Origin of the sequence: Catellatospora vulcania (genome assembly GCF_009720385.1) — a bacterium.
Classification (GTDB): Bacteria; Actinomycetota; Actinomycetes; order Mycobacteriales; family Micromonosporaceae; genus Catellatospora; species Catellatospora vulcania.
Genome location: NZ_ML769307.1, coordinates 27502 through 53499, shown reverse-complemented (window position 1 = coordinate 53499; position 25998 = coordinate 27502). Strand labels below are relative to the sequence as shown.

Annotated in this window: 26 protein-coding genes; 7 read left to right on the top strand and 19 right to left on the bottom strand. The window is 72.3% G+C overall.

Going from position 1 to position 25998, the window contains the following annotated elements; all coding sequences use genetic code 11:
- Positions 1 to 120: 120 nt before the first annotated feature.
- On the bottom strand, positions 121 to 1626 hold the full coding sequence (locus F6W97_RS14875; RefSeq protein WP_230686684.1) for a sulfatase family protein: 1506 nt from the start codon (positions 1624 to 1626) through the stop codon (positions 121 to 123).
- A gap of 115 nt (positions 1627 to 1741) precedes the next feature.
- Positions 1742 to 2038 (bottom strand): hypothetical protein, encoded by a 297-nt coding sequence (locus F6W97_RS14870; RefSeq protein WP_155370918.1) that lies wholly within the window; start codon positions 2036 to 2038, stop codon positions 1742 to 1744.
- Between the two features lie 180 nt (positions 2039 to 2218).
- Between F6W97_RS14870 and F6W97_RS14865 the strand changes: the two genes are divergently transcribed.
- Positions 2219 to 4123 carry a multicopper oxidase family protein gene (locus F6W97_RS14865; protein ID WP_155370917.1) on the top strand — a complete coding sequence of 635 codons (1905 nt, stop codon included), beginning with the start codon at positions 2219 to 2221 and terminating at the stop codon, positions 4121 to 4123.
- A gap of 30 nt (positions 4124 to 4153) precedes the next feature.
- Here F6W97_RS14865 and F6W97_RS14860 read toward each other — a convergent pair whose 3' ends face one another.
- A complete protein-coding gene (locus F6W97_RS14860; protein ID WP_155370916.1) occupies positions 4154 to 4786 on the bottom strand; it encodes an LUD domain-containing protein in 633 nt (210 codons plus the stop codon).
- A gap of 105 nt (positions 4787 to 4891) precedes the next feature.
- Between F6W97_RS14860 and F6W97_RS14855 the strand changes: the two genes are divergently transcribed.
- Positions 4892 to 5254: a winged helix-turn-helix transcriptional regulator gene (locus F6W97_RS14855; RefSeq protein ID WP_155370915.1), complete on the top strand. Its 363-nt coding sequence runs from the start codon at positions 4892 to 4894 to the stop codon at positions 5252 to 5254.
- 15 nt (positions 5255 to 5269) lie between these two features.
- On the opposite strand, the gene F6W97_RS14850 is transcribed toward F6W97_RS14855, so the two are convergent.
- Positions 5270 to 6040, bottom strand: a complete 771-nt coding sequence (locus F6W97_RS14850; RefSeq protein ID WP_155370914.1) for an aminotransferase class IV — start codon at positions 6038 to 6040, stop codon at positions 5270 to 5272.
- Between the two features lie 83 nt (positions 6041 to 6123).
- Here F6W97_RS14850 and F6W97_RS14845 point away from each other — a divergent pair, with 83 nt between their 5' ends.
- Genes F6W97_RS14845 through F6W97_RS14830 form a run of 4 tightly spaced genes read left to right on the top strand, consistent with a single transcriptional unit; the run spans position 6124 to position 9177 of the window.
- Entirely contained in the window at positions 6124 to 6603 is a 480-nt protein-coding gene (locus F6W97_RS14845) for a MarR family winged helix-turn-helix transcriptional regulator (protein WP_155370913.1), read from the top strand.
- 58 nt (positions 6604 to 6661) lie between these two features.
- Entirely contained in the window at positions 6662 to 7540 is an 879-nt protein-coding gene (locus F6W97_RS14840; protein ID WP_155370912.1) for an ABC transporter substrate-binding protein, read from the top strand.
- Between the two features lie 9 nt (positions 7541 to 7549).
- Positions 7550 to 8431 carry an amino acid ABC transporter permease gene (locus F6W97_RS14835; RefSeq protein WP_407924577.1) on the top strand — a complete coding sequence of 294 codons (882 nt, stop codon included), beginning with the start codon at positions 7550 to 7552 and terminating at the stop codon, positions 8429 to 8431.
- A complete protein-coding gene (locus tag F6W97_RS14830) occupies positions 8428 to 9177 on the top strand; it encodes an amino acid ABC transporter ATP-binding protein (RefSeq protein ID WP_155370911.1) in 750 nt (249 codons plus the stop codon). Before F6W97_RS14835 ends, F6W97_RS14830 begins: the two co-directional genes overlap by 4 nt.
- Before the next feature lie 23 nt (positions 9178 to 9200).
- On the opposite strand, the gene F6W97_RS14825 is transcribed toward F6W97_RS14830, so the two are convergent.
- Positions 9201 to 10625, bottom strand: a complete 1425-nt coding sequence (locus F6W97_RS14825; RefSeq protein ID WP_269059691.1) for an NHL repeat-containing protein — start codon at positions 10623 to 10625, stop codon at positions 9201 to 9203.
- 126 nt (positions 10626 to 10751) lie between these two features.
- On the opposite strand from F6W97_RS14825, the gene F6W97_RS14820 reads away from it, so the two are divergent.
- Positions 10752 to 11228 carry a cysteine dioxygenase family protein gene (locus F6W97_RS14820; protein ID WP_155370910.1) on the top strand — a complete coding sequence of 159 codons (477 nt, stop codon included), beginning with the start codon at positions 10752 to 10754 and terminating at the stop codon, positions 11226 to 11228.
- 79 nt (positions 11229 to 11307) lie between these two features.
- Here F6W97_RS14820 and F6W97_RS14815 read toward each other — a convergent pair whose 3' ends face one another.
- The 14 genes from F6W97_RS14815 to F6W97_RS14750 form a co-directional block, all read right to left on the bottom strand.
- Entirely contained in the window at positions 11308 to 12111 is an 804-nt protein-coding gene (locus F6W97_RS14815) for a DUF1684 domain-containing protein (protein ID WP_155370909.1), read from the bottom strand.
- Complete coding sequence (locus F6W97_RS14810; RefSeq protein WP_155370908.1) at positions 12108 to 12830, bottom strand: GNAT family N-acetyltransferase; 723 nt, start codon at positions 12828 to 12830, stop codon at positions 12108 to 12110. Before F6W97_RS14810 ends, F6W97_RS14815 begins: the two co-directional genes overlap by 4 nt.
- Positions 12827 to 14182: an NtaA/DmoA family FMN-dependent monooxygenase gene (locus tag F6W97_RS14805; RefSeq protein ID WP_155370907.1), complete on the bottom strand. Its 1356-nt coding sequence runs from the start codon at positions 14180 to 14182 to the stop codon at positions 12827 to 12829. The genes F6W97_RS14810 and F6W97_RS14805 overlap by 4 nt, the downstream gene beginning before the upstream one ends.
- Positions 14183 to 14198: 16 nt before the next feature.
- Complete coding sequence (locus tag F6W97_RS14800) at positions 14199 to 15401, bottom strand: LLM class flavin-dependent oxidoreductase (RefSeq protein ID WP_155370906.1); 1203 nt, start codon at positions 15399 to 15401, stop codon at positions 14199 to 14201.
- A 73-nt stretch (positions 15402 to 15474) separates the two neighbouring features.
- Positions 15475 to 16452, bottom strand: coding sequence for an ABC transporter substrate-binding protein (locus F6W97_RS14795; RefSeq protein ID WP_155370905.1), 978 nt, complete (start codon positions 16450 to 16452; stop codon positions 15475 to 15477).
- A gap of 56 nt (positions 16453 to 16508) precedes the next feature.
- Entirely contained in the window at positions 16509 to 17276 is a 768-nt protein-coding gene (locus F6W97_RS14790) for an amino acid ABC transporter ATP-binding protein (protein WP_155370904.1), read from the bottom strand.
- A complete protein-coding gene (locus F6W97_RS14785) occupies positions 17273 to 18247 on the bottom strand; it encodes an amino acid ABC transporter permease (RefSeq protein WP_155370903.1) in 975 nt (324 codons plus the stop codon). The genes F6W97_RS14790 and F6W97_RS14785 overlap by 4 nt, the downstream gene beginning before the upstream one ends.
- Positions 18248 to 18372: 125 nt before the next feature.
- Positions 18373 to 19509, bottom strand: a complete 1137-nt coding sequence (locus F6W97_RS14780; RefSeq protein ID WP_155370902.1) for an MsnO8 family LLM class oxidoreductase — start codon at positions 19507 to 19509, stop codon at positions 18373 to 18375.
- Positions 19510 to 19536: 27 nt separating this feature from the next.
- Positions 19537 to 20592 carry an LLM class flavin-dependent oxidoreductase gene (locus F6W97_RS14775; RefSeq protein ID WP_155370901.1) on the bottom strand — a complete coding sequence of 352 codons (1056 nt, stop codon included), beginning with the start codon at positions 20590 to 20592 and terminating at the stop codon, positions 19537 to 19539.
- A 25-nt stretch (positions 20593 to 20617) separates the two neighbouring features.
- Complete coding sequence (locus F6W97_RS14770) at positions 20618 to 20791, bottom strand: hypothetical protein (RefSeq protein ID WP_155370900.1); 174 nt, start codon at positions 20789 to 20791, stop codon at positions 20618 to 20620.
- Complete coding sequence (locus tag F6W97_RS14765; protein WP_155370899.1) at positions 20788 to 22422, bottom strand: dipeptide ABC transporter ATP-binding protein; 1635 nt, start codon at positions 22420 to 22422, stop codon at positions 20788 to 20790. The genes F6W97_RS14770 and F6W97_RS14765 overlap by 4 nt, the downstream gene beginning before the upstream one ends.
- Positions 22422 to 23303: an ABC transporter permease gene (locus F6W97_RS14760; protein WP_155370898.1), complete on the bottom strand. Its 882-nt coding sequence runs from the start codon at positions 23301 to 23303 to the stop codon at positions 22422 to 22424. The genes F6W97_RS14765 and F6W97_RS14760 overlap by 1 nt, the downstream gene beginning before the upstream one ends.
- 4 nt (positions 23304 to 23307) lie before the next feature.
- Entirely contained in the window at positions 23308 to 24234 is a 927-nt protein-coding gene (locus tag F6W97_RS14755; protein ID WP_155370897.1) for an ABC transporter permease, read from the bottom strand.
- Positions 24231 to 25877: an ABC transporter substrate-binding protein gene (locus F6W97_RS14750; protein ID WP_155370896.1), complete on the bottom strand. Its 1647-nt coding sequence runs from the start codon at positions 25875 to 25877 to the stop codon at positions 24231 to 24233. The genes F6W97_RS14755 and F6W97_RS14750 overlap by 4 nt, the downstream gene beginning before the upstream one ends.
- Between the last annotated feature and the right edge of the window lie 121 nt (positions 25878 to 25998).

Genomic DNA, 25998 nt, shown 5'->3' with positions numbered 1-25998 from the left:
CCCCCCCCCCCCCCCCCCCCCCCCCCCCCCCCCCCGCCCCCCCCCCCCCCCCCCCCCCCCCCCCCCGGGCCCCCCCCCCCCGCCCCCCGGCCCCCGCCACCACCGCGCGGCACGCACGGGTCAGGCGGTGACGTGCCCCGCGGTCCAGCAGGCGCTCTGGGAATGGCAGTTCACCAGGGCGTCCAGAGCCGCGTGCAGCGCCGCCAGCCGGGTCGCCGACAGTGTGCCCGCGATGTTGTCGAGCTGGTTCGGGTCGGCCACCCGGTCGTAGTACTCCCGCTCACCGGTGGAGTACTCGACGTAGGTGTAGACCGCGGTGCGCAGCGCCGAGTACGTGGTGGGTGTGCCGGCCGCGGCGGTCTGGAAGTCGGGATCGTCGGCGGCCTGGTTCGGCCCGTGATGCTCGATCAGCGACGCGGTCCGCCAGTTGGCGGCGGGTTCCCCGTTCAGCAGCGGCAGCAGGCTGCGGCCGTTGATGTTCGCCGCGACGTCGGCTCCGCCGATGCGCTGGAAGGTCGGCGCCAGGTCGATGTTCTGCACCACTTCGGCCCGGGTGCTGCCGGCCGCGACCCCCGGACCGACGACGATGAGCGGCACGCGTACGTCGGTGTCGAACGCGGTCTGCTTGCCCGACGTCAGCCGGTACTCGCCCATGTGGAAGCCGTTGTCGGAGGTGAACACGATGTACGTGTTGTCGGCGACGCCGCTGGCGGCGAGGTCCGCCCGCAGGTCACCGATCATGCGGTCGACCGCTTGCACGGACTGGGCCCGCTTGCGGAAGTTCGTGTCGATCGTCGTCTTCTGGGCCGCGGTCAGCGGCGCGTTGCCGGCGAGCCAGCCCGGCGCGTTGGCGGGCAGCTTGTTGAACGCCGGGGTGCGCGGCGCGGTCAGCCCGGGGAAGTCGTTCAGGTCCTCCGGCGCCGGGGTGAACGGCCCGTGCGGGGCGAACGTCGCGATCTCCAGCAGGAACGGCTTGCCGGCCGCGACCGAGTTCTGGATGAACGAGCTGCCCTTGCCCGACACGACGTCGGTCAGGTAGTCGGCCGGTGTGCTGCCGTAGTGCACGACGGTGTGGTTCTCGTTGAGGTCGTAGTTGTAGTGCTGGTAACCGGCGCCCGCGACCCGCCAGTCCGACCAGCCCGGCGGCACGTACGGCAGGCTGCCGCCCTGGGTGTCGGCGGGCAGGTAGCCGTTGAGGTACTTGCCCATCATCGCGGTGGCGTAGCCCTTTGCCTGCAGCGCGGTCGCGAAGGTGTTCGACTCGTTGCCCAGGCCCTTGAACACGGCGAATCCGCCGTCGGCGCCGCCGTTGGTGAACACGCCGGTGTCGTGCGGGAACTTGCCGGTGAAGATCGACGAGCGGGACGGGCAGCACAGCGAGTCGGTGACGGTGTAGTTCGTGAAGGTCATCCCGTCCTGCTGCAGGCGTTTGACCTCGGGCATGTACTGGACCAGGTTCCAGGCCAGGTCGTCGGTCAGGACGAGCACGACGTTGGGCGGCGTCGCGGCGGCCGCCGGCTCGGCGGACAGGGTCTTGCCGGCGGCCGGGGCGGACTGCCAGACGCCCAGCGCGAGCAGGCCGGTGACGGCGAGGGCCGCGCCGAGGCGGCGGGGGTATCGATGCATGTCGAACATGCTCGACGTACCGCATTATTTCTTCACGAACATGTTTCGTCGTAAATATTAATTACACCATCTTTACAATGCCGCGGACTCGACCGCAGTCCGCGGCATCGGGGTTTCAGCAGGTCGTGTGGCTGTGCAGCACCCAGCCCGTCCGGTTGGGGTGCTCAGCGCCGTGGCCGCGCAGCCAGTTGCGGCCGTACACGTCGTTGTATCCCGCGCCGTCGGCCCGGAAGCCCCGGTTCGGACTGAGCGTGAAGAGGTAGCCGGTCCCGCCGTACCCGTCGATCGAGGCGTAGAACGGCGCGTTCTCCCTCGTCATGCAGAGCACGTCGGCATGCGCGGGCGTGGCGGCCGCGGCTGACCCCGCGAAGGCGAACAGCCCGACCGCGGCGGATGCCAGGATACGTTTCAAGATGACCTCCCAAGGTTGAGTCCCCGTGATCATAGGGGCGCTGCCCGACTCACTCCATTGGAGACTGAGCCGACCCTGCACACCGGCGCATCGCGGGCCGACGGCTCGTTTCCCAAGGTCGGCTTGCTCGTTCCTCCTGGCAGACGCCGCCCGCGGGGGCGGCTCGCGGAGGGTGTGCACATGGTCGACCGCAGGCGGATTCTTCAGGCGACGGCGGCCATGGGCGCCGCCACGGCCCTCTCCCAGCAGGCCGGCTGGGCCTGGGCGATGGGCCGGGGGCAGGCGGGCACCCTGAATCCGAAGAAGATCCGCAAGTACGTCACACCGCTGGCGGCGCCGTCGGTGATGTCGCCCGAACGTGCCGAGAAGGGCGGCCCCGACCACTACCGGGTCGGCGTGCGCCAGTTCCGCCAGCAGATCCTGCCGAAGGGCCTGCCGCGTACCACCGTGTGGGGCTACGGGGACGCGTCGAGGCCGGGCAGGTTCCGCACCCCGTCGGCCACCATCGAGGCGAGCGTGGACCGCCCGGTACGTGTCACCTGGGTCAACGACCTCGTCGACGCCTCCGGCGACTTCCGCCCGCACCTGCTGGCAGTGGACCCGACGCTGCACTGGGCCAACCCGCCGGGCGGCGTCTCCGGCCGGGACACCCGGCCCTCCTTCACCTCGACACCCGGCCCCTATCGAGGGCCGGTGCCGATCGTCACCCACCTGCACGGCGGGCGCTCGCTCCAGGACAGCTGCGGCTACCCGGAGGCCTGGTACCTGCCCAAGGCACGAAACATCCCGCGCGGGCACGCCACCGTGGGCACCTTCCACGACGAGTTCGGCGACGAGTCCGCCCAGCGCCACGGCACCGCCTGGAAGCCCGGCACGGCGACCTTCCACTACGCCAACGACCAGCGCGCGGCGACACTGTGGTACCACGACCACACCCTCGGCATGACCCGCGTCAACGTGTACGCCGGCCTGGCCGGGTACTACCTGCTGCGCGGCGGCTCCGGGGACCTGCCGCCCGGCGTGCTCCCGGGGCCCGCGCCGAGGCCGGGCGACCAGCCCGGCACCCGACACTACGAGATCCCGCTGGTGGTGCAGGACCGCTCGTTCAACACCGACGGCTCGCTGTTCTACCCCGACAGCCGTGCCTTCACCGACGGCGCGGGACCGTACCTCCCGCACGGCCCCTTCCCCCCGATCTGGAACCCGGCCTTCCTCGCGAACACCATCATGGTCAACGGCAACACGTGGCCGGTGCTGGAGGTCGAACCCCGCCGCTACCGCCTGCGCCTGCTCAACGGCTGCAACAGCCGGGTGCTGGTCATGAAGATCGCGACGGATCCGCTGGCCCGGCGCCCGGCGCCCGCGGCGCTGCCGATCTGGCAGATCGGCAACGACGGCGGGTTCCTGCCCGAGCCGGTGTCGATGCGGGAGCTGCTGCTCGCCCCGGCCGAGCGGGCCGACGTCATCGTGGACTTCACCGGCCTGCGCGAGGGCACCGAGCTGTACCTCATCAACGAGGGGCCCGACGAACTCTGCGCGGACGACTTCGACCCGTCGGATCCAGCCACCACCGGTCAGGTCATGAAGTTCACGGTCGGACGCCTGCGGGGCAGGGACCGCAGCGTCGCGCCCGAGGACCTGGACCTGCCCCGGATCCGGCCGCTCGGCCACGCGGGCACGACCCGCCGGCTGGCCCTGGACGAGCAGCTGGGGCACGACCACTCGGTCAAGATGATGCTCTACACGATCGGCGCGGACGGGCACGCCGACCCGCGGCACTGGCACGACCCGATCACCGAGCGGCCGGCGCTGAACGCCACCGAGATCTGGGAGCTGCACAACTGGAGCGCCCATGCCCACCCCATCCACCTGCACGTGGTGCAGTTCGAGGTCCTCGGCCGCGGCAAGGACGGCAGGCAGCCGCCGCGGGCCGGGGACCGGGGCACCAAGGACACCGTGCTCACCTTCCCGGGCGAGATCACGCGGGTGAAGGCGACCTTCGACCTGGCCGGGCGGTACGTGTGGCACTGCCACCTGCTCGAGCACGAGGACAACGACATGATGCGGCCGTTCCTGGTGGAATGACCGCACCATCGCGTCCGGGAGCCGGCCGGCTCAGAAACCGATCGGCTCCCGGACGAGGACCACCACACCGCGATCGGGCAGCCACTCCTGCTCGATGATCAGGACGCGGCTCAGGAACGAGGTCTGCCCCGCCAGGTCGTTGAGCCGCCGCCACTCCTTGGGCAGGCTGTAGGTACGCAGCCGGCGCAGGCCGGTCTCCAGATCGGGCACGATCTTCTGCGCGCCGACCACCCAGACCGCCTTCTCGGCCCCCGCCGCGTACGGCGCGAACTGGCTGCCGGTGGCCGAGCCGACCACCAGGTGACCCTGCTCGGTCACGGCGTGCACGCTGCCGACCACGACATCGGGGACTGCGCCGAGCCGGATGCGGGCCCACATGTCGTCGCCGAGGTCGCCCGCGTCGGCCCGAACCGACCGGAAGTCGCCGGACTCGTCGACATCGCCGAGGATGCCGGACAGCCGCAGCGTCTCGCTGCTCGCGGTGAAGATCGCCGCGTCGCGCGGCAGGATGTCGTCGACGACGAGCTTGCGCGCCTCGTCGACGGTGTCCACGACGTGGACGGTGAAGTTGTTGGCGCGCAGCGCCGCCACGGTCCGGTCGAGCACTGCGGCGGAGACCGGGGCCGCGAAGCTCTCGTCGAGAGCAGGGGCTTGCTGGGTCATCGTCTTCCTTCCGGTTCCTTCTGGTAACTGAGCCCATCATCAGGAACCATGGGGTGACCGGGGAAGAAGGCACTATTTACTGCCTCAGTGAGGTGAAGGTAACCGATGGATCTGAACGTGCACGACGAGATGACCTGCCAGGTCCGCGACGTGCTCGATCGGGTCGGTGACAAGTGGACCCTCAACGTCGTCCACCAGCTGCGCCACGGCACGCGGCGGTTCACCGATCTCAAACGCGGCATCGACGGCATCAGCCAGCGCATGCTCACCGTCACGCTGCGGGCGCTGGAACGCGACGGCCTCGTGGCACGCACGGTCCATCCGGTCGTGCCGCCACGGGTCGACTACGCGCTCACGCCGATGGGCCAGACGCTGCTCAAGACGGCGTGGGAGCTGATCGAATGGGCGCAGACGCACGCCGACGACATCGCCGGGGCGCGCCGCCGCTACGACTCGACCGCTGGCTGACCAGCCGGGCAGTGCTCAGATCGCGTCCCACGGGGCGGCGTCGTAAGCCGTCGCGAGCGCGGCCGTCATCGCGTCCGGGACCGGCACCTGAAGGTCGTCGACCCGGTCCACGGGCGCCCATCCACGCGAGTTGCACAGGAACATGCCGCCGTATCCGGACAGGTCCGCTAGGCGGACCGACTCCCCGCCCTGTGCCACACCGTGTGCCGCGAGCTCGCGGCGCAGCACGAGCATGGTGATGCCGGGCAGGGCGGGCGCGTCGGGCCAGACGATCGTGCCGGCCCGCCAGAACCCGACGTTGGTGATCGCACCTTCGGCGATGATCCCGTCCGCGCCGACGAGCAGGGCTTCGTCGAATCCTTCGGCGAGCGCCCGGTCGAGGAAGTAACCCTGCGCCGCCCCGCTGCCCGGATGCTTCAGCCCGGCGAGCGCGCGCTGGAAACGCTGCGAGCTCAGCGCGTGCGGCCGGGACGGCATGGCCTCGGGACGGCGCACCGTGACGATGAGCCCGTCCCAGTAGCCGTAGACGCGTACCGACGCGTCCTGGTCGCCGTTCAGCGCGTGCCGGATGCGGTCGCGGATCAGCGGGCCGTCGAGTTCGGCGCCGTACGTCGCGCGGTGTGCGGCCTGCAGGCGGGCCAGGTGCAGGTCCAGGCCGCGGGTGCGGCCGTCGCGCACCTGCATCGCGGTGAAGTGGCCCCAGGCGCGGTGCTCGAGCAGCGCCAGCGCGTCCGCGTCGGCCGGGCGTCCGTCGATCTCCACGTGCGGCTCGTCGAGTTCGGTCACCCGCCGAATGTACGTCGCTTGATCAGACTCTCGCAGCTTGCCAGATGATCCGCTACGGATCGATTCCGCGTACACTGTCGGGTATGACCGCGATGGCGCCCACCCGCACCGGCCCCGATCTGTCGTTCCTGCTGGACCACACCAGTCACGTGCTGCGGACCAGGATGGCCGCGGCGCTGGGCGAGATCGGGCTGACCGCGCGGATGCACTGCGTGCTGGTGCACGCGCTGGAGCAGGAGCGGACGCAGATCCAGCTGGCCGCGCTCGGGGACATGGACAAGACCACGATGGTGGTCACCGTCGACGCGCTGGAGAAGGCGGGCCTGGCCGAGCGCCGCCCGTCGAGCACCGACCGGCGGGCCCGGATCATCGCCGTCACCGCCGAGGGGGCGAAGGTGGCCGCCCGCAGCCAGGAGATCGCCGACCGGGTACACGAAGAGGCCCTGTCCTCGCTTCCCGCAGCACAGCGTGAGGCCCTGCTGCGCGCCCTGGAGGGTCTCGTCGCCGGTCAGCTGGCATCCACCGCCGACGCGCCGCAGGGGGTTCGCCGGCCGCGCCAGTAGCGCATCGGTCGACATCGGACGGTAATTCCTACTTATGGAGTAGGGTATGCTGCCGGGCATGAGTACGCCTCCCCTCCGGTCCACTTTGGCGGGTGCGCTCGCGCTCGCTGCCCTGGCGCTGGCCGCCGCCTGCGCCCCGCAGGAGGAACCGGGCACCGCCGCCACGGCGTCGGCCGGCCCGGCCGCCTGCTCCCCCGCCACCCTCAAGACCGTCACGTCCGGCAAGCTCACCGTCGCCACCGACGACCCGGCGTACCCGCCGTGGTTCGCCGACAACAAGCCCGACAGCGGGCAGGGATTCGAGTCCGCGGTCGCCTACGCCGTCGCCGAGAAGCTCGGCTACGCCAAGGACCAGGTCGTCTGGACCCGGATCACGTTCAACAGCGCCATCGCGCCCGGACCGAAGACCTTCGACTTCGACGTCAACCAGTTCTCCATCACCGAGCAGCGCCGCCAGGCGGTCGACTTCTCGTCGCCGTACTACGACGTCACGCAGACGGTCATCACCGTCAAGGGCAGCAAGATCGCGGCGGCGAAGACGCTGGCCGACCTGAAGAACGCCAAGCTCGGCGCGCAGGTCGGCACCACCAGCTTCCGGGCCGTCACCGAGGTGATCAAGCCCAGCGTGGAGCCGGCCGTGTTCAACAACAACGACGACGCCAAGAAGCAGCTGCAGAACGGCACCGTCGACGGCATCGTGGTGGACCTGCCGACCGCGTTCTACATGACCGCCGCCGAACTCGACGGCGGCCTGATCGTCGGACAGCTGCCGCAGCCCACCGGCACCCCGGAGCAGTTCGGGCTGGTGCTCGACAAGGGATCGGCGCTGACCTCCTGCGTGAGCCAGGCCGTCGACGCGCTGCGCACCGCGGGCACCCTCGACGCGCTGCAGAAGCAGTGGCTCGCCGGGGTCGCCGGCGCGCCGACGCTGGGTTAGCGTGCGCCGGTGACCGTCATCTCCGACACCGGCCGCGACGCCGAACCCGGCTACCGGCCGAGTCCGCTGCAACGGGCCCGGATCGCGCACCGGCGGCGGCAGACCGTGCTGTCGGTCGTCGTCGCGGCCGCCTCCACCGCGGTGGTCGGCGTGCTGGCGGTGGTGGCGGTCACCGGCGCGCCCGGCTGGCAGCGGGTGCGCGAGTCGTTCCTGGATCCGGCGATCGCCCGGGAATCGCTGCCGCTGGTCCTGCACGGGCTGTGGCTCAACGTGCGGCTGCTGGTGTTCTGCGCCGTCGGGGCGCTGCTGCTGGGGCTCGCGATCGCGCTGCTGCGCACCCTGCGCCCGGCGGTGTTCTTCCCGCTGCGGGCGCTGGCCGCCTCCTACACCTACCTGTTCCGCGGCACCCCGCTGCTGATCGTGCTGTACCTGCTCACCTTCGGCGTGCCCGGCCTGCGCCTGCAGGGCACGCCGTCGCTGCTGGTGCTCGGCGGCATCGCGCTGACCATCGTGTACGCCGCCTACCTGGCCGAAGTGTTCCGCGCCGGCATCGAGTCGGTGCACCCGTCGCAGCGCGCCGCCGCCCGCTCGCTCGGCCTGACCCACGGCCAGACGATGCGGCACGTGGTCCTGCCGCAGGCGCTGCGGCGGGTCGCGCCGCCCATGCTCAACGACCTGGTCGCGCTGCAGAAGGACGTCGGGCTCATCTCGCTGGCGGGCCCGATCGACGCCATCCGGATGGCCCAGATCCAGACCGCCGAGCACTACAACTACACCCCCTACCTGGTCGCCGGGGCGCTGTTCGTGCTGATGGCGATCCCGCTCATCGCGGTGACCGACTGGGTGACCCTGCGCGCCGCGCGCCGCCAGTCCGCGGAGGCGGCGGCATGAGCACACCGGTGCTGGACTGCCGCGGGCTGCGCAAGGTGTTCCGGGGCGAGGTCGTGCTGCACGAACTGGACCTCACCGTGGCCGAACACGAGGCCGTGGTGCTCATCGGCGCCTCCGGTTCGGGCAAGTCCACCCTGCTGCGCTGCGTCAACCTGCTGGAACCGCTCGACGACGGCAGCATCCACCTCGACGGCGAGCACATCACCGACCCGCGCACCGACCCCGACCGGGTACGCCGCCGCATCGGCATGGTGTTCCAGTCGTACAACCTCTTCCCGCACCTGAACGTGCTCGACAACGTGACCCTCGCGCCACGGCGGGTGCACGCGGTCAGCCGGGCGCGCGCCGAGGCGGAGGCGATGCGGCTGCTGGAACGGGTCGGGCTGGCCGGCAAGGCCCGCGAGTATCCCGACCGCCTGTCCGGCGGGCAGCAGCAACGGGTCGCGATCGTGCGGTCGCTGGCCTGCGCGCCACGGCTGATGCTGCTCGACGAGGTGACCTCCGCGCTCGACCCGGAGCTGGTCGGCGAGGTGCTGAGCCTGGTCCGCGAGCTGCGGGCCGACGGCATGACCATGGTGATCGCCACGCACGAGATGGGTTTCGCCCGCGAGGTAGCCGACCGGGTGTGCTTCCTCGACGGCGGGCGCATCGTCGAGCAGGGCCCGCCGGAGCAGGTGCTCGGCGACCCTCGGGAGCCGCGTACGCGGCAGTTCCTGGAGCGGGTGCTGGCGGCGGGCCGCCTTTAGGGACCCGCCGCCGGCACCGCGCCTCAGGACCGGGCGATGCGCAGCACGCCGGTGACGGTCCCCTGGTAGTAGACCCGGTTCAGGGCCGTGCCCGCGGTCTGGATCGGGTTGACCAGCACCGAGCCGAGCAGCGCCTGGTCCGACACCACGCCGGTGCGGGCGTCGACGGCGGCGAAGAAGTACGGGTCCAGCTCGCCCAGCAGGCCTTCCTGCACCGCGGTGTAGAGCTTGCCGTCGGCGGTGGACAGCCGGGGCAGGGCCGCCGACCGGGTAGCCGTCTCCCAGACCGGGTCGCAGCCGCTGCCGTCGGCACGCACGTCGACGCGGACCAGGCCGCCGGTGAAGTCGGCGTTGTCCGGCACGCTCGGGCCCGCGTCCGGCGGCAGCGCCGGGTAGTCGTAGCCGTAGGTGTTGGTCAGGAAGACGCTGCGCCCGGCGGCGACCGGGGCGTTCTCGGTGCCGCTGGCCGGCCGGCCGGTGAACAGCGGGCGCGAGCACACCAGCCCGCCGTCGGCCGAGCGCAGCACCAGCAGATTCATGTGCGGCACGGCGTTGTCGGTGACGACGACGTACTCGGTGCCGGTGGCGGGTCCGAAGAAGACCGGGGTGGCGCCGCTGCCCCAGCTGAGCTGGCCCGGCTTGCGTGCCGGTCCACGGTCGTACCCGTGCCGCCAGCGCAACGCCGGGATGCCCGGGGTCGCGGCGTCGAACAGGTACAGGGCGTGGTCGCTGGTGACCGCGACGCCGCCGGGCACGGTCGACAGGCTGTTGGCGATGCGCTCGCCGGCCGGCAGCCGGTAGGCGTGCACCATGCCGGTAGCCGGGTCGTACACCCCGACCGAACCCGCGGCGGTCACGAACCATACCCGCCGGTCGTAGCCGGCCAGGACGCCGACCACCGAGTCGTCGGCGGCGACGGCCGTGGCCAGCGACGTCTTCTCGGCCACGCGCAGTGTCCAGATGCCGAACAGGCCGCGGCGGTGCTCGATGCGCAGCAGGTCACGGTTCCCGTCGACGACCACCACCCGGTCCGCGTCGTCGAGGTAGGCGTACACCCCGCCGAGCAGGTTGCCCTTGGCGATGGTCAGCCGGGCCAGGGAGTTGCCGGTGACGCGATCGAGCAGGTGCACCGCCGGGTTCTGGCCGAGCACGTCGGTGCACAGTGCGAGCAGCTGCCCGTCGCCGCCGTGCAGCAGCGTCGGGCAGGCCGCGAGCAGGGTGGCGCGGCCGACGGTCAGCGGTGCGCCGGCCGGGCCGGGCTGGGCGAAGGTCTTCGCCGAGGCGCTGTCGCCGTGCGTGCTCGCGCCACCGGCGGGGGCGGTGGCCGGGTTCTGCGGGGCAGCGGGGCCGAACTCGGGGTCCGCGGCGGCCACGGGTGTGCCGGTCAGGGTCAGTGCGAGCAGCACGCTGAGCGCCGCGGACGGCACGATGCGGCGGGACATGGACACGAAGACAGCTCCTGGGGTGTGGTCGATCGACCGTCCGATGCGGACGATCAATATCCTACTATTCATACAGAACTGATAGAGATAAGCTCCCGGTAGCGCAACGGCGCGCTACCCGCGGGAGGCGACATGCTGGCACGTCTGGTCCAGGAGATCCGCAACGATCCCGAGCCCGCGCGGGTGGCCCGCGTCCTGGGCCGCTACCTCGACGAGCCCTTGCTCAGCCGCGACCAGTGCGCGCCCGACCCGGACGGGTACCGCCAGCACGTGCTGCACGTCGAACCGGGCGGTGGATTCTCCGTGGTGTCGCTGGTCTGGCTGCCCGGCCAGGACACCTGCATCCACGACCACGTCTCGTGGTGCGTCGTCGGGACGTACCGCGGCGCCGAGGAGGAGACCACCTACCGCCTCGACGGCGGCCTGCTCACCCCCGTCTCGACGGCGCTGAACCCGCAGGGTCAGGCCACCTGGCTGCAGCCGCCCGGCGACATCCACCAGGTTCGCAACGCCACCGACGGCCTGGTGGTGTCCATTCACGTGTACGGCGCCGACGTGCGCACCCTGGGCACCAGCATCCGCCGCCGCTACCACCAGCCGGTGGCCTGAGCGGGCCGGCGCCGAGGCAGGGCGACGCCGGCCCGCGGGCCGGTCGCGCAGCTCCCACCTCGCCACCGCCCCGGAACCGCTAGGCGGAGACCGGGAGGGGCTTGCGCTCCCCCGCCTCCACAGCCAGCGGCAGCACGTTCTCGTGCGGCGGCAGCGGGCAGGTGCCGTAGTCGGTGAACGCGCACGGCAGGTTGAGCGCCCGGTTGAAGTCGATGATCACCGGTCCACTGCCGCCGGGATCGGCGACCGTGACCGAGCGCACCCCGCCGTGCGTGGTGACGCCGCTGGTGGCGTCCCGGAACAGCACCGACAGCCGACCGGGCGCGCCGGCGAAGGCCAGCAGCTCGTACGCGGCGCCGTCCACCGTGAACCGCAGCACGCCCCGGACGCTGTGGTGGTGCTCCAGCCCTTCCACCACGGCTGCCCCGACCACCTGGCGCGGCGCGGCGTACTGCTCGTACGCCGCCGGCACGACCCAGCGGTGGTCGACCGGGAAGGCCGGCACCCCGGTGAACCCGGTGCGGGTCGGCGACTGCGGGTCGCGCAGCCGGATGCCGTGGTGCCCGGTGCGCAGCACGACCTCGACCAGCTTGTCGTCGAACGTCACCGGCAGCCCGGGTGCGCCTTCGCGCGGCGTCAGCGTCACCGTGCCGTCGATCAGCGCGCCCTCGGCGTGCAGGCCGTCGGCAGCGGTGGCGGTGATGTGCACGCCCGCGTCGTCGGCGTGCCAGCGGCCCGGCACCGGCGGGTACTCGGTCGCGTCGGCGGTGAGCCAGTGCAGTGCGGTCAGGCTGAGCCAGCCGTGCGGTTCGCGCAGCGCCTCCTCCCGCTCGGTGTGCCAGAGCTGCCAGTCCTGGGCGAGGGTGTCCTCTGCGGTCGTCATCGACGTCCTCCTTCGAGTGTGGGTGCGGGTGACCTGACCACGGCGAACGTGGTGTGACGGCGGATCTCGAAACCCAGCCGCAGGTACAGGCGGATGGCGTCGGTGTTGGTGCCCGCGGTGTGCAGGAACGGCGTCTCGCCCCGCGCCCGGATCCCCGCGGCGACGGCACGGACCAGGCGCTCGGCCAGGCCCTGGCCGCGATGGGCGGGATCGGTGCACACGGCGCTGATCTCCGTGAAGCCGGGCGGGCGCAGCCGCTCTCCCGCCATCGCGACCAGCGCGCCGCCGCGGCGGATACCCAGGTAGGTACCCAGTTCGACGGTGCGGGGCAGGAACGGACCCGGTTTGGTGCGCTCGACGAGGTCGATCATCTCGGGCACGTCGGCGGCTGACAGCACGACCGCCTCCGGGTCCTCGGCCGGGACCACCCCGTTGTCGACGAACTGCACGCCCCGGTCGCGGAACAGCACCTCCCAGCCCGCGGGCGGGTCGCCGAAGTCGCCGGTGAGCGCGTACGTCGACCCGGGCGCGGCCAGCGCGTCCAGGTCCCCCCACGCACCGGGGCCGGGCCCGGCGGCCAGGGCCGCGAACAGGGTGACGTCCGGGTGGTAGCGGGCCGCGTCGCCGACGCGCTGCGCGAAGACGTGGTGCGCGCCGGTCAGCGCCGCCCAGGCCGGGTTGTCGAGCACCCGCAGGTCAGGGCGGCTCGGGGCGCTCACGGCCGGCTCCGCACCGGCGGCAGGCCGAGGTGGTCGCGTAGCGTCTCGGTCTCGTAGTCGGCGCGGAACGAGCCGCGTTCCTGCAGCAGCGGCACCACCTGGTCGGCGAACTCGTCCAGGCCGCCCGGGGTGACGTGCGGGACCAGGATGAAGCCGTCCGCGGCCCGCTGCTGGACGAGGTCGTCGATCTGGTCGGCGATCGTGGCGGCGGTGCCGATGAACGTCTGCCGCCCGGTGACCGCGATGACCACCTCGCGCAGCGAGAGCTTCTTCGCCTCGGCCAGCTCGCGCCACTTGCGGGCGGTGGCCAGCGGGTCGCGGATCTGCCGGACGCTGGCCCGGCCGCGGGCGATCGTGTTCTCCCCCACCACCGGGTCGCCTTCGGGCAGCGGCCCGTCGGGGTCGTGGTCGCTGAGGTCGCGGTTCCACACGTGCTCCACGAAACGCAGCGCGGTCTGGCCGCTGACCTGCTGGCGGCGTACCAGCAGGGCTTTCTCCTGCGCCTCGGCGTCGGTGTCGCCGAGGGCGAACGTCGCCGACGGCAGGACCAGCAGCTCGTCGTGGCTGCGGCCGTAGCGGGCGAGCCTTCCCTTGACGTCGCCGACGAACGCCCGGCCGGCTTCCAGGGTGTTGTGCTGGGTGAAGATCGCGTCGGCGGTCGCGGCGGCGAACTCGCGACCGGCGTCGGAGTCGCCGGCCTGCAGGATCACCGGGCGGCCCTGCGGGCTGCGCGGCACGTTGAACTGCCCGGTGATGTCGAACTGGTCGTCGCGGTGCGTGAACGCGCCCGCACCGGCGTCCGCCAGGAACGTGCCGCTGTCCTTGTCGGCGACGATCTCGTCGCCGCGCCACGCGTCGAACAGCTTGCCCGCGGTACGCAGGAACTGCTCCGCGCGCCGGTAGCGGTCCTCGGCCGCCAGGAAGCCGCCGCGCCGGAAGTTCTCGCCGGTGAAGGCGTCCCAGGAGGTGACGACGTTCCAGCCGGCCCGGCCGGCCGACAGGTGGTCGAGGCTGGCGAACTGGCGGGCCACCTCGTAGGGCTCGTTGAAGGTCGAGTTGATGGTGCCGGCCAGGCCCAGCCGGGTGGTGACCCCGGCCAGCGCCGCCAGCACCGTGAACGTGTCGGGTCGGCCCACGACGTCGAGGTCGTGGATGCGGCCGCGCTGCTCGCGCAGGCGCAGCCCTTCGGCGAGGAAGAAGAAGTCGAACTTGGCGCGTTCGGCGGTGCGCGCCAGGTGGGTGAACGAGGCGAAGTCGATCTGGCTGCCGGCCTGCGGGTCGCTCCACACGGTCGTGTTGTTCACCCCGGGGAAGTGCGCCCCGAGGTGGATCTGCCTGCGTGGCTTGGTCATGGCGCGCTCCTGGTGGTCACACGGTGGCGTAGCGGTTGGCGGGCCGGGGCAGCCCGAGCAGGCTGCGCAGGGTGCCGCCCGGGTAGGCGGTGCGGAACGCGCCGCGGCGCTGCAGTTCCGGCACCAGCCCGCGGGTGATGGCGTGCAGGTCGCCGGGCAGTGTCGCGGGGCGCAGCCGGTATCCGGTCAGCCCCGCGTCCTGCCAGGCCAGCAGTTGGTCGGCCAGGCTCTGCGGGGTGCCGGTGAAGATCGGGGCGTCGCTGGCGTACGCGGCCCCGGCCAGCTCCTCCAGCCGCGCCCGCCCGGCGGCGGCGGCAGCGTCGGTGTCGCCGAGGAACACGACCAGGTCGGCGAACACGTGCACGGTCTGCTCGGCCCGGCCGGCCTCGGCCTGCAGTTCGCGGATCTCGGCGACGGTCGCCCGTGCGATGTCGGCGTCGGCGGGGGTGATGTAGACGACGTCGGCCGCGCGGGCGCCCAGCCGGTACGGGATCGTCGAGTGGGCGAGGGAGGTGACCAGCGGCTGGCCCTGCGGCGGGCGCGGGGTGATCGACGGGCCGCGCACGCTGAACCGCGGGCCCTCGAAGTCGATGTGGTGCAGCTTGGCGATGTCGATGAAACGGCCGGTGGCCACGTCGCGGATCTCGGCGTCGTCCTCCCAGCTGTCCCACAGCCGCCGGACCACCTCGGCGAAGTCGGCGGCCTCGTCGAACAGCTCGTTGACGAAGGCGAGCACGGCCGGGTCGGTGAAGTCCTCGATCTTCAGCTGCGGGATGTGGCGGCGGCCGAAGTGCGCGGCCTCGTCGGGCCGTCCGGAGACCTGCACCCGCCACCCGGCCCGGCCGAGGCTGACGTAGTCCAGGGTGGCCAGGGCCTTGGCGATGTGGAACGGCTCGGTGTGCGTCGTGGTGGCGGTCGGCACCAGTCCGATGTGGCTGGTCAGCGGCGCGATGCGGGCGGCGGTGAGGACCGCGTCGAGGCGGCCGCGGACCTGGTCGGTGCGCCCGTCGAGCCGGTCGGGGTAGGACGACTGCAGGCCGAGGCCGTCCTCGATGGTGACGAAGTCGAGCAGGCCGCGCTCGGCCTCGGTGACCAGGTCGGTCCAGTACCCGGCGGTCAGCAGTTCGGACGGGCGGGCGTCGGGCAGCCGCCAGGCGGCCGGGTGCCAGCCCGCGCCGTCGAGGGCCACCGCGAGGTGCAGCGGGAGGGGTGAGGCCATCGCCGTTTCTCCTTGGTTCGTCGGGTCGGTGCGGCGGCCCCGGCGGCGAGCGGTCCGCCGGGGCCGCCGCGGTTCACTTGCCGTCGATGGGCAGGCCGGGCGGGTTGACCTCGGAGGTGGCCACGGCCTCGTTCTTCAGGTTCCACCGGTCGAGGATCTTGGCGTAGTCGCCGGTGCGGATCAGCTCGTTGAGTGCCGCCGCCAGGGCCTGCACCAGGCCGCTGTCCTTCTTGGTGGTCAGCGCGATCTTGCCCTGCAGGTTCGCGCCCGCCCCGGAGTAGGTGCCGACGATCTCGGTCTCCCCGGCCACCGCGACGTGGTACGCCACACCGGGGTTCGGGCCGAGGTACAGGTCGATCTGGCCGGAGCTCAGCGCCAGGTAGACGGCCTGGTTGGTCTGGTAGTACTTGATGTCGACCGGCTTGAGGCCCTGCTGCTCGGCGGCCTTGCTCCACTCGACGAGGATCTTCTCCTGGTTGGTGCCGGAGCTGACGGCGACGCGCTTGCCCGCCACGTCGGCCGGCTTGGTGACCGTCAGGCCGGAGCCCTTCCTCGCCTCGAATCCGAGGTTGTCCAGCCGGTAGGTGGCGAAGTCGTACTTCTGCTTGCGCAGCTCGGTGACGGTGATGTTGGACGAGCCGACGTGGTACTTGCCGGAGTCCAGGCCGATGAACAGGTTCTCCCAGGAGGTGTTCTCCAGCACCGGCTCCAGGCCGAGCACCCCGGCGATGGCGACGGCGACGTCGGGCTCGCTGCCGATCAGGGTCTTGTTGTCGGTGGCGGTGAACGCCAGCGGCGGGAAGCCGGACGCGGCCGCACCTACGCCGATGATCAGCTTGCCGTCCTTGCGGACCGCCTCGGGCACCAGGCCGGCGATCTGGTCCACCTTGGCCGGCACAATCCGGTTCTGTTGCGGTGAGTCGTTGATGCCCGCGGCCGCGGACGCGGCCGCGCCCGACGGGGCCGGGCCGCGCGGGGCCTCCTCCGGCGCGGCGCAGGCGCTCAGGCCGAGCAGCAGTGCCGCCGCGGTGAGGGCAAATGTCCTTCTCATCGTTCTCCTCGGGGACTTCAGGGGTCAGGCCGGCCCGGCCGGGGCCGGGCGCGGGTTCAGTGCAGGACGCGGGACAGGAAGTTGCGTGTGCGCTCGTGCCGCGGAGCGTCGAGGACCTGCGCGGGCGGCCCGTGCTCGACGACGCGGCCGGCGTCGAGGAAGACGACGGTGTCAGCGATCTCGCGGGCGAAGCCGACCTCGTGCGTGACGATGATCATCGTGGTGCCGGTGCGGGCCAGCTCGCGGACCACGTCGAGCACCTCGCCGACCAGCTCGGGGTCCAGGGCCGAGGTGGGTTCGTCGAACAGCAGCACCTTGGGCTCCAGGGCCAGCGCGCGGGCGATGGCGACGCGCTGCTGCTGCCCCCCGGACAGCTGGCGCGGGTAGGCGTGGGTCTTGTCGGCCAGGCCGACCCGGTCGAGCAGCCGCTGCGCCTGCTCGTACACCTGCGCCTTCGGCCGCCGCTGGGCCGAGATCGGCGCCTCGGCGACGTTCTGCAGCGCGGTCAGGTGCGGGAACAGGTTGAAGTTCTGGAACACGAAGCCGAGGTGCACCCGCTGACGCAGCACCTGCCGCTCGGACAGCTCGTGCAGCCGGTCGCCGACACGGCGGTAGCCGATGAGCTCGCCGTCGACGCTGACCAGGCCGCGGTCCACCTTCTCCAGGTGGTTGATCACACGCAGCAGCGTGGACTTGCCCGATCCGGAGGGGCCCAGGATCGCGGTCACGCTGCCGGCTTCCACGCTGAGGTCCACGTCGTGCAGCACCTCGTGGGTGCCGAACGACTTGTGCACGCCGCGCACCTCGACCATGGGGGCGCTCATCGTGACGCTCCGCTGTCCAGGCGTACGCCGCCCGACACCGCGGCGCGCAGCCGCTGCAGCGGGGTCGGCGGCAGGGTGCGCAGCGCGCCGCGGGCGAAGTGGCGCTCCACGTAGAACTGCAGCACCGACAGCAGCGCGGTGAGGATGACGTACCAGACGGTGGCGACCATGAGCAGCGCGACCACCCGGCCGTTGCGGCCGTACACGACCTGCACCTGGTAGAACAGCTCGCCGATGGCCAGCACGTACACCACCGAGGTGCTCTTGAGCAGGTTGATCAGCTCGTTGGCGGCGCTGGGCAGGATGGCCCGCATCGCCTGCGGCAGCAGGATGCGGCGGAACTGCCGCCCGCGCGGGATGCCCAGCGCGGCGGCCGCCTCCAGCTGGCCCTGGTCCACCGAGATGATGCCGGAGCGCACGATCTCGGCGGCGTACGCGGCTTCGTGCAGCGCCAGGCCGAGCAGCGCCGCGCCCAGCGAGCTGATCAGGTGCACCGTCTCGACCTGCGCGAAGCCGGGCCCGAACGGGATGCCGAACTGCAGTGTCTGGTAGAGGTAGCCGAGGTTGGCCCAGAACAGCAGCTGCACGATCAGCGGCACCGACCGGAACACCCAGACGAAGGTCCAGCTGAACGCCTGCAGCACCGGGCTCTTGGACAGCCGCATCGCGGCCAGCACGATGCCGCCGAGGAAGCCCAGGGCTGCTCCGGCGAAGGTGAGCTGCAGGGTGACCAGCAGCGCCTCCATCACGGACTTCTCGAAGAAGTACCCGGCGAAGGTGGGCCAGTCCCAGCCCGGGTTGGTGGCCAGGCCGTGGATGAACTGGGCGGCGAGCACGGCGGCGGCCGCGGTCGCGACCCACCGCCACGGGTGCCGGGCGGGCACCACGGTCAGCGCGGGTTGTCCGGCAGCGGCCGCCTCGCCTTTCGGAGGATCGGCACTCTCCCGGGAAGGGCTGGACAGGAGACTCACCAGTACCTCCGACGATTGTGGATGAACATGAACATAAGCCTCGTTTGTGAATTCCTATAAGTTCTATCTGCTAAATAGGAATTGCAGCTGAAGGGGCCGCTACCCGCGAGACGGCCCCGCAGGAACTAGCCCAGCCACTCCTTGGCCAGCAGCTCGAACGAGCGCACCCGCACCGCGTGGTCGTGCGTGATCGTGGTGATGAGCAGCTCGTCCGCGCCGGTCACCCGCTGCAGCGTCGCCAGCTGCCCCGCCACCTGCTCCGGGGTGCCCACGAACTGCGTGTCGACCCGGTCGGCCACCAGCGCCCGGTCCTGTTCGGGCCACTCGAACGCGGCCGCCTGCTCCGGCGTCGGAAACGGGATCGCCCCGCCACCGGCCCGGATGCTGCGCACCCACAGCCCGTACGGCGACGCGTGATGGCGGGCCTGCTCGGCGTCCTCGGCCACCACCACGTCCACCGACACCATCACCCATGGCTTCGCCAGCCGCGCCGAGGGCCGGAACGCGGCCCGGTAGGCCTCCACCGCCTCCAGCACCGCCGACGGGCTCACGTGGTAGTTCGCCGCGAACGGCAGCCCGCGCGCCCCGGCGACCTGCGCGCTCTCCCCACCGCTGCTGCCCAGGATCCACAGCTCCGGCCGCGCCCCCGCACCGGGAATCGCGCGGGCCACGGTGCCCTCGTCGTCGCGGACGCCCTCGCCGAGCAGGTCCTCGATCTCCTGCACCTGCTCGGTGAAGCCCGGCGACTGCGCCCCGGGCTGCTGCAGCAGCCGTGCGTACAGCGCCCACCGCGGCGAAGCCACCAGGTGCGCGAACGAGAACGGCGACGGGATCAGCAGCCCGTCGACGACCCGCGCCGGCGCAGGGGGCTTCGGGGCCGGGCGCTGCGCCTGATCGGCCAGCTCCTGCAACGCCTCGACCCGGCGCTGCCCGGAACGGCCCAGGCCCAGGTCCACCCGCCCCGGGTACAGCGCATCCAGCATGCCGAACTGCTCCACCACCGACAGCGGCGTCTGGTGGCCGGTCTGCACCGCCCCGGAACCGACCCGGATCGTGCTGGTCGCCGCCGCGATCGCGGCCAGCAGCACCGCCGGCTGCGCGCTGGCGACGCCCTCGGTGAAGTGGTGCTCGGCGACCCAGTAGCGGGCGTACCCGAAGCTCTCCGCCTGCCTGGCCAGGTCGAGGCTGTTGCGCAGCGCGGCGGGCACGTCCCCGCCGGACAGCACGGGCGACAGATCGAGCACGGACAACGGAACGGGCATGAGGGGCTCCTCCGGATACGGTGGCGCTCAGGACGCCGGGACGGTCGGGAACGGACGGCTGGGGATGTCGCGGCGCAGCACCGGTGCGATGTCGCTCTGGAACAGTTCGAGGTTGGCCCGGTGCTGCTCGGGGGTCAGGCCGTCGCGGTCGGCACTCAGATGCATCACCTCGTGGCCGAGCTGCTTGTGGTAGCGGTGGACCTTGTCGATGATCTGCTGCGGGCTGCCGACCAGGATCGAGCTGCGCTCGATCGCGTCCTCCAGGCTGGTGAACACCAGCGGCACGCCCAGCCGCTGGAACGCGGCCTGCCGCGCCTCGAAGATCGGCCGGTACACCGCGATCGCGTCCTGCGAGCGCCGGGCCGCGTAGTAGCCCGCGGTGCCCGCGCCGACCAGGGCGTCCTTCGGGTCGTGTCCGTAGTGCTCCCACTGCTGCCGGTAGTAGGCGATCAGCTCGGCGTACGGCTCGACCGGGTTGCTGACGTTGGCCGAGAACAGCGGGTCGCCGTAACGGGCGGCCAGGTCGACCGACTCGCGGCTGGTGGCGCTGCCGTGCCAGACCCGGATCGGCCGCTGCAGCGGGCGCGGCCAGGTCTCGGCCTCGGTCAGCGACGGCCGGAACCGGCCCTCCCAGGTGACCTTGTCCTCGCGCCACAGGCGCCGGAACAGCTCGTAGGACTCGCGGTTGCGGTCCCACTGGTCGTCGGCGGTGACGTGGAACAGCTGCGCCTGCGCGGCCCCGTTGCCCTTGCCGATGATCAGTTCCAGGCGGCCGCCGGACAGGTGGTCCAGCGTCGCGTAGTCCTCGTAGGCGCGCACCGGGTCCAGCAGGCTCAGCGTGGTGACCGCGGTGAACAGCCGGATCGTGCTGGTCTTCGCGGCGATGTGGCTGAGCACCACCGGCGGCGACGACGAGATGAACGGCCGCTCGTGGCGCTCGCCGACGCCGTAGCCGTCGAAGCCGAGTTGTTCGGCCAGCACGGCGTTGTCGACGACCTCCCGGAACCGGGCCGTGGTGTCGGCCAGTTCCCCCGTCACCGGGTGTGGCAGGTGCGTGATCAGTGTGATGAGCAGGAACTTCATGCGGTCTCCCCCGGGGGCGGACAGGTCATGCGGCCAGGAACCGCAGGTAGTCGGTCTGCGCGTACCAGCCCAGCGACGTGTCGGCGGGCGTGTAGGGCTCCGGCTCCGGCTCGGACCGGCGGATGCCGTACTCGGCCCGCGTCGGCGGGTCGTGGGGCGGGGACTTCTCGCGGCGTGGCCGCTGCTCGTCGGTGGTCACGACACTCCCGTCGGCTGGGGCCGGGCGGCCGGGGTGGGCAGCGCGTCGATGAGGCTGCGGGTGTAGGCGTGGCGCGGGTGGTGGAACACGTCGCCGACCGGGCCCTGCTCGACGACCTGCCCGTCGTGCATGACCAGGACCCGGTCGGCGAGGTGGTGCACCACTCCCAGGTCGTGTGAGATGAACAGCAGTGCGGTGCCGTCGGCGGCCCGGATGTCGGCCAGCAGGTCCAGCACCTGGGCCTGCACCGAGACGTCCAGGGCGGACACCGGTTCGTCGCAGATCAGCAGGCTGGGCCGGGGCGCGATGGCGCGGGCGATGGCGACGCGCTGGCGCTGTCCGCCGGACAGCCGGCGTGGATACCGTTCGAGCAGGTCGCTGCCCAGCCCTACCCGGTCCAGCAGGTCGACCACCCGGTCCCGGCGGGTACGCCGGTCCAGGCCCGGTTCGAGGGCCTCGCCGACGATCCGCTCCACCGGGTAGCGCGGGTCGAACGAGCCGAGCGGGTCCTGCGAGATCAGCTGCATGCGGCGGCGCAGCGGGCGGCGTACCCGCTCGGGCACGCCCGCCCACGGCACGCCTTCGAAGCCGACCTGCCCTTCGGTGGCCGCGACGGTGCCGAACAGCAACTGGGCGACCGTGGTCTTGCCGGACCCGGACTCCCCCACCAGGCCCAGCGTCTCGCCGCGGGCGATGGACAGGTCGACGCCGCGCACCACCTCGTGCGCGCCGTACCGTTTGCGCAGCCCGGTCGCGGACAGCACGGTGACCGACGGGTCCACCGGCGCGGGCGGCAGGGTGCGCGGCAGCGTGGTCACCGGCGCCGACAGCCGCCGTCCCCGCGAGGCCGCCGACGGCACCGCAGCCAGCAGCAGCCGGGTGTACGGATGCTGCGGCTCCCCCAGCACCTGCGCGGTCACGCCGGACTCGACCACGACCCCGTCGCGCATCACCAGGATGCGGTCGGCCAGCCGGGCCACCACCGACAGGTCATGGCTGATCAGCAGCAGGGTCGCGCCCGCGTCGCGCAGTTCGCCCAGCAGCCGCAGGATCTGCGCCTGCACGGTGACGTCCAGGGCGGTGGTCGGTTCGTCGGCGATGATCAGCGACGGTTCGCCGGCCAGCGCCGAGGCGATCAGTGCCCGCTGCCGCAGCCCACCGGACAGCTGATGCGGATACTGGCGGGCGCGCCGATCCGGCTCCGGCACGTGCACCCGTTCCAGCAGCCTCCGGACCTGTTCGGGCTGCTGCCTTCGTGGCGTCAGGCCGTGCGCGTCGAGCACCTCGCCGACCTCGTCGCCGACGGTGCGCAGCGGGTCCAGGGACACCAGCGCGTCCTGCAGCACCAGGCCCGCGAACCGGCCGCGCACCTGCCGCCAGTGGCGTGCCGAGAACGCCCGCGCGTCGCGGCCGTCGAGGTCCAGCCGCGCTGCACGCACGTGCGCGCCCGGCCCGGCCAGCCCGACGAGGGTGCGCGCGGTGACGCTCTTGCCGGACCCGGACTCCCCGACCACCGCCAGGCACTCTCCGCGGCGGATCTCGAAGCCGATGCCGCGCACCGCGGCCACGTCGCGGCCCGGAGCACGGAAGGTGACGTGCAGGTCCTCGACCCGTACCAGCGGTGTGGACATCAGCCGTGCCGCCCTTCGAAGCGCTGCTGCAGGTGGCGGCCGAGCACGGTCAGCGAGATCACGGTGAGGGTGACCGCGACGCCCGGCAGGATCGCACCCCACCAGGCGATGCGCAGGTAGCTGCGGTTCTCGGCGAGCATCGCGCCCCACTCCGGGGCGGGCGGCTGCGGGCCGAGGCCGAGGAAGCTGAGCCCGGCCGCGGCGAGGATGGCCTCGCCCAGGCCGATGACCGCCAGCACCGGCACCGGGCCGAGCACGTTGGGCAGCACGTGCCGCAGCACCAGCCGGGTCCGGGAGGTGCCGAAGGACACGGCCTGCTCGACGTAGCCGGCACGGCGTACCAGCAGGGTCTGTGCGCGGACCACCCGGGCGTGGTGCGGCATGGTGGCCACCCCGATGGCGATGATGAGGCTGCCCGTGCCCGGCCCGGTGATCGCGATGAACAGCAGCGCGAGCAGCAGCAGCGGGAATGCCGACAGCGCGTCGAAGGACCGGGTCAGCGCCTCGCCGGCCAGCCGGTGTGCCATCCCGGCGAGCAGGCCGAGCAGCACGCCCGCGCCGACCGCGATGAGGGTCGCCGCGACGCCGATGGTCAGCGAATGCCGCGCCCCGTGCACCACCCGGTCGAACACGTCGCGTCCCAGGTGGTCGGTGCCGAACCAGTGTGCCGCGTCCGGCGGGCGCAGCACGTTGAGCGGGTCGGCGGCCAGCGGATCCCCGGCCAGCAGCCCCGGCCAGAGCACCGCCAGTGCCGCCAGCAGCAGGAATCCGGCCGCGGCGGCCAGTCCCGGCCGGGCAGTGCGCCGTCGCCGCGGCGGTGCGGTGTCGGTCGCGACGGCCGCCAGGCCGGCCCCGGCCACGGGGGTCGCTTGCACGGTCATCGGTTCAGCTCCTTCGCAGCCGGGGGTCGACGAGCAGGTACGCCAGGTCGGCCAGGGTGCTGACGGCGACGTACACCGCCGCCGACAGCAGCACCACGGCCAGCACCACCGGCATGTCCTTGGCGGTGACCGCCTGCAAGGTGACCTGGCCCAGGCCGGGTCGGCCGAACACCTGCTCGGTGATGACGGCGCCGCCGAGCAGGATCCCGGACAGCCAGCCGACCAGGGTGATCGCGGGCAGCAGCGCGTGGCGCAGCGCGTGGCGGGCCAGCACCGCGCGTTCACGGATGCCGCGTGAGCGCGCGGTGACCACGAACGGCTCGTCCAACGCCCTTTCCAGCCCGTCGCGCAGCACCTGGGTGAGCACCCCGGCGACCGGCAGGGCCAGGGTGAGCGCGGGCAGCACCAGCGCGCTGAAGTCTTGCCCGCCGGACACCGGGAACCAGCCCAGCCGGAACGAGAACACGTTGAGCAGCACGATGCCGATCAGGAACCCGGGCGTGGAGACCAGCACGAGCTCGGTGGTCGACGCGGCGCGGCGCAGCAGCGGACGCCGCCCCGCCGTCAGCAGCGCGACCGCCAGGGCCAGCACCACGCCGGTCACCGCTGCTGCCGCGGCCAGCGTGACGGTCGCCGGCAGGTGCTCGCCGATCAGGTCGGACACGGGCCGTTGCAGCAGGTAGGAGCGGCCCAGGTCGCCCCGGGCCGCGCGGGCCAGGTAGTCGAGGTACTGCACTACGTCCGGGCGGTCGAGGCCCCACTCCGCGATGACCTGGGCGCGGATCTGCGGGGTGTCCGGCCCGTCGCCGATGATGCTGTCCACCGTGTCGCCGGGGGCCAGCAGCAGGGCGAGGTAGGCCGCGGTGGCGGCGGCCCAGAGGACCACCGCCGCCGTGGCCAGCCGTCGCGCGACCGCCCGGACGACGGTCACTTCGCGATCCAGATGTTGTACGCGCCGGCGGGCACGCCCGCGGTCGGTTCGAACCGGACGCCGCCGAGACCGCGGGACGCCGCGATCTGGTCCGCGGGCGCGTACAGCGGAACCACCAGGGCCTGGTCGGTCAGCACGACGCGCTGGATGTCGTGGTAGACCTGCACCCGCGCCGCCTGGTCGCCGGTGGCCTGGCCCTTGGCCAGCAGCGCGTCGAGGGCCGGGTCGCGGTAGCCGGTGCGGTTGATCGCGCCGGTGGAGGCCAGCAGCAGGTTCAGCGCGGCTCCGGCGTCGGTGTCGGCGCGGGAGTTGTCGAAGACCTCGTACTGGTTGTCCTCCAGGGCCTTGAGCGCGGTGCCCTGGTCGACGACCGACACGTTGAGGTCGATGCCCGCGCCGGCCTTGACCGTGGCCTGCACGGCCTGGGCGAGCACGTCGCGGCGGTCGCGGACGAACGGGGCTGACTGCACCAGCCGTACCGTCAGGCGCTTGCCGTCCTTGGTGCGGAAGCCCTCGCCGTCGCGGGTCGCCCAGCCGGCCTCGTCGAGCAGCTGGTTGGCCTTGGCCGCGTCGAAGCCGTGGCGGCCCTCGAAACCCTTGTCGTACAGCGGGCTGGTCGGTCCGACGATGCTCCAGGCGCGGGTGGCGGTGCCGCGGTACACCGCCCGCAGCACCGCGTCGACGTCGATGGCGTGGCGGAACGCCTGGCGCACCTTGGGGTCGTCGAACGGGGCGTGGCTGACGTTGAGGAAGTAGGAGTACGCCGAGCCGGAGTTGAGCTGCTTGTGCAGGGCCAGCTGCGGCGAGGTGTCGATCAGCTCCTGGTCGGTGGCGGGCACGCCTTCGATGAGCTGCACCTGGCCCGAGGTCAGCGCGCCGACGCGCACCGACGGCTCCTTGAGGAAGCGGTAGACGACCTCGTCGAGGTAGGCGGGCCCGGTGTGCCCGGCGTTGGCCGGGGCCCACCGGTAGGCCGGGTTCTTCTTGTAGACGACCTGCTGGCCGGGGCTGTACGCGGAAAGGGTGAACGGCCCGGTGCCGACCACGTCGACGCCGCCGGCCTTGAGGTTGGCGGCCTGGCGCAGCGACTTGGGCGAGATCTGCGCGCCCTGCGGGGAGGCCAGGAAGTCCAGGATCAGCACGTCGGGCGCGGTCAGGTTGATCCGCACCGTGGCCGGGTCGACGACCTCGACGCTCTTGAGGTTCTTCAGCTGCACGGCGGCTACCGCCGGGGCGTAGTTCGGCGCGAGCAGCTGGTCGAAGTTGGCCTTGACGGCGGCGGCGTCGAACTTCTCGCCGTCGTGGAAGGTCACGTCGGTGCGCAGCTTGACGGTGTAGGACAGCCCGTCTGCCGCGGCCTCGTAGCCGGTGGCCAGCCAGGGCAGGAAGCCGCCCTCGTCGTCGTGGGTGAGCAGCGCCTCGAATGAGTTCCACACCAGCAGCCGTGCCTTGGCCTGCGCGTACTGGTGCGGGTTGAAGGTGATCGGCTCGGTTTCGACGGCCCAGGTGAGCTTGCCCCCGGAGACCGGTGTGCCCGCGTCGGCGGCGGTGGGCACCGGCGGCGCGGCCGTGCAGGCGGTCACCGCGAAGGCGGCGATGCCGGCGAGCAGCAGCCGCCGGGTGGTGCGAAGGGTACGGCGCATGAAGGTCTTCTCCTGTCGGGACCGGGCCCGCCTGTCCGACCGCGGGGTCGGCACGGCGCACCGGCCGGTGAAGGCGAGGTGTCGGGTGGCGGCGGCCCGCGGATGCCGCTCGTCGTCGAGC

Bases quoted from the DNA above. Each gene is read 5' to 3' on its own strand.
- F6W97_RS14875 (WP_230686684.1), bottom strand. From the start codon at position 1,626: ATGCATCGATACCCCCGCCGCCTCGGCGCGGCCCTCGCCGTCACCGGC.
- F6W97_RS14865 (WP_155370917.1), top strand. From the start codon at position 2,219: ATGGTCGACCGCAGGCGGATTCTTCAGGCGACGGCGGCCATGGGCGCC.
- F6W97_RS14860 (WP_155370916.1), bottom strand. From the start codon at position 4,786: ATGACCCAGCAAGCCCCTGCTCTCGACGAGAGCTTCGCGGCCCCGGTC.
- F6W97_RS14855 (WP_155370915.1), top strand. From the start codon at position 4,892: ATGGATCTGAACGTGCACGACGAGATGACCTGCCAGGTCCGCGACGTG.
- F6W97_RS14845 (WP_155370913.1), top strand. From the start codon at position 6,124: ATGACCGCGATGGCGCCCACCCGCACCGGCCCCGATCTGTCGTTCCTG.
- F6W97_RS14840 (WP_155370912.1), top strand. From the start codon at position 6,662: ATGAGTACGCCTCCCCTCCGGTCCACTTTGGCGGGTGCGCTCGCGCTC.
- F6W97_RS14830 (WP_155370911.1), top strand. From the start codon at position 8,428: ATGAGCACACCGGTGCTGGACTGCCGCGGGCTGCGCAAGGTGTTCCGG.
- F6W97_RS14820 (WP_155370910.1), top strand. From the start codon at position 10,752: ATGCTGGCACGTCTGGTCCAGGAGATCCGCAACGATCCCGAGCCCGCG.
- F6W97_RS14815 (WP_155370909.1), bottom strand. From the start codon at position 12,111: ATGACGACCGCAGAGGACACCCTCGCCCAGGACTGGCAGCTCTGGCAC.
- F6W97_RS14805 (WP_155370907.1), bottom strand. From the start codon at position 14,182: ATGACCAAGCCACGCAGGCAGATCCACCTCGGGGCGCACTTCCCCGGG.
- F6W97_RS14800 (WP_155370906.1), bottom strand. From the start codon at position 15,401: ATGGCCTCACCCCTCCCGCTGCACCTCGCGGTGGCCCTCGACGGCGCG.
- F6W97_RS14795 (WP_155370905.1), bottom strand. From the start codon at position 16,452: ATGAGAAGGACATTTGCCCTCACCGCGGCGGCACTGCTGCTCGGCCTG.
- F6W97_RS14790 (WP_155370904.1), bottom strand. From the start codon at position 17,276: ATGAGCGCCCCCATGGTCGAGGTGCGCGGCGTGCACAAGTCGTTCGGC.
- F6W97_RS14780 (WP_155370902.1), bottom strand. From the start codon at position 19,509: ATGCCCGTTCCGTTGTCCGTGCTCGATCTGTCGCCCGTGCTGTCCGGC.
- F6W97_RS14775 (WP_155370901.1), bottom strand. From the start codon at position 20,592: ATGAAGTTCCTGCTCATCACACTGATCACGCACCTGCCACACCCGGTG.
- F6W97_RS14765 (WP_155370899.1), bottom strand. From the start codon at position 22,422: ATGTCCACACCGCTGGTACGGGTCGAGGACCTGCACGTCACCTTCCGT.
- F6W97_RS14760 (WP_155370898.1), bottom strand. From the start codon at position 23,303: ATGACCGTGCAAGCGACCCCCGTGGCCGGGGCCGGCCTGGCGGCCGTC.
- F6W97_RS14750 (WP_155370896.1), bottom strand. From the start codon at position 25,877: ATGCGCCGTACCCTTCGCACCACCCGGCGGCTGCTGCTCGCCGGCATC.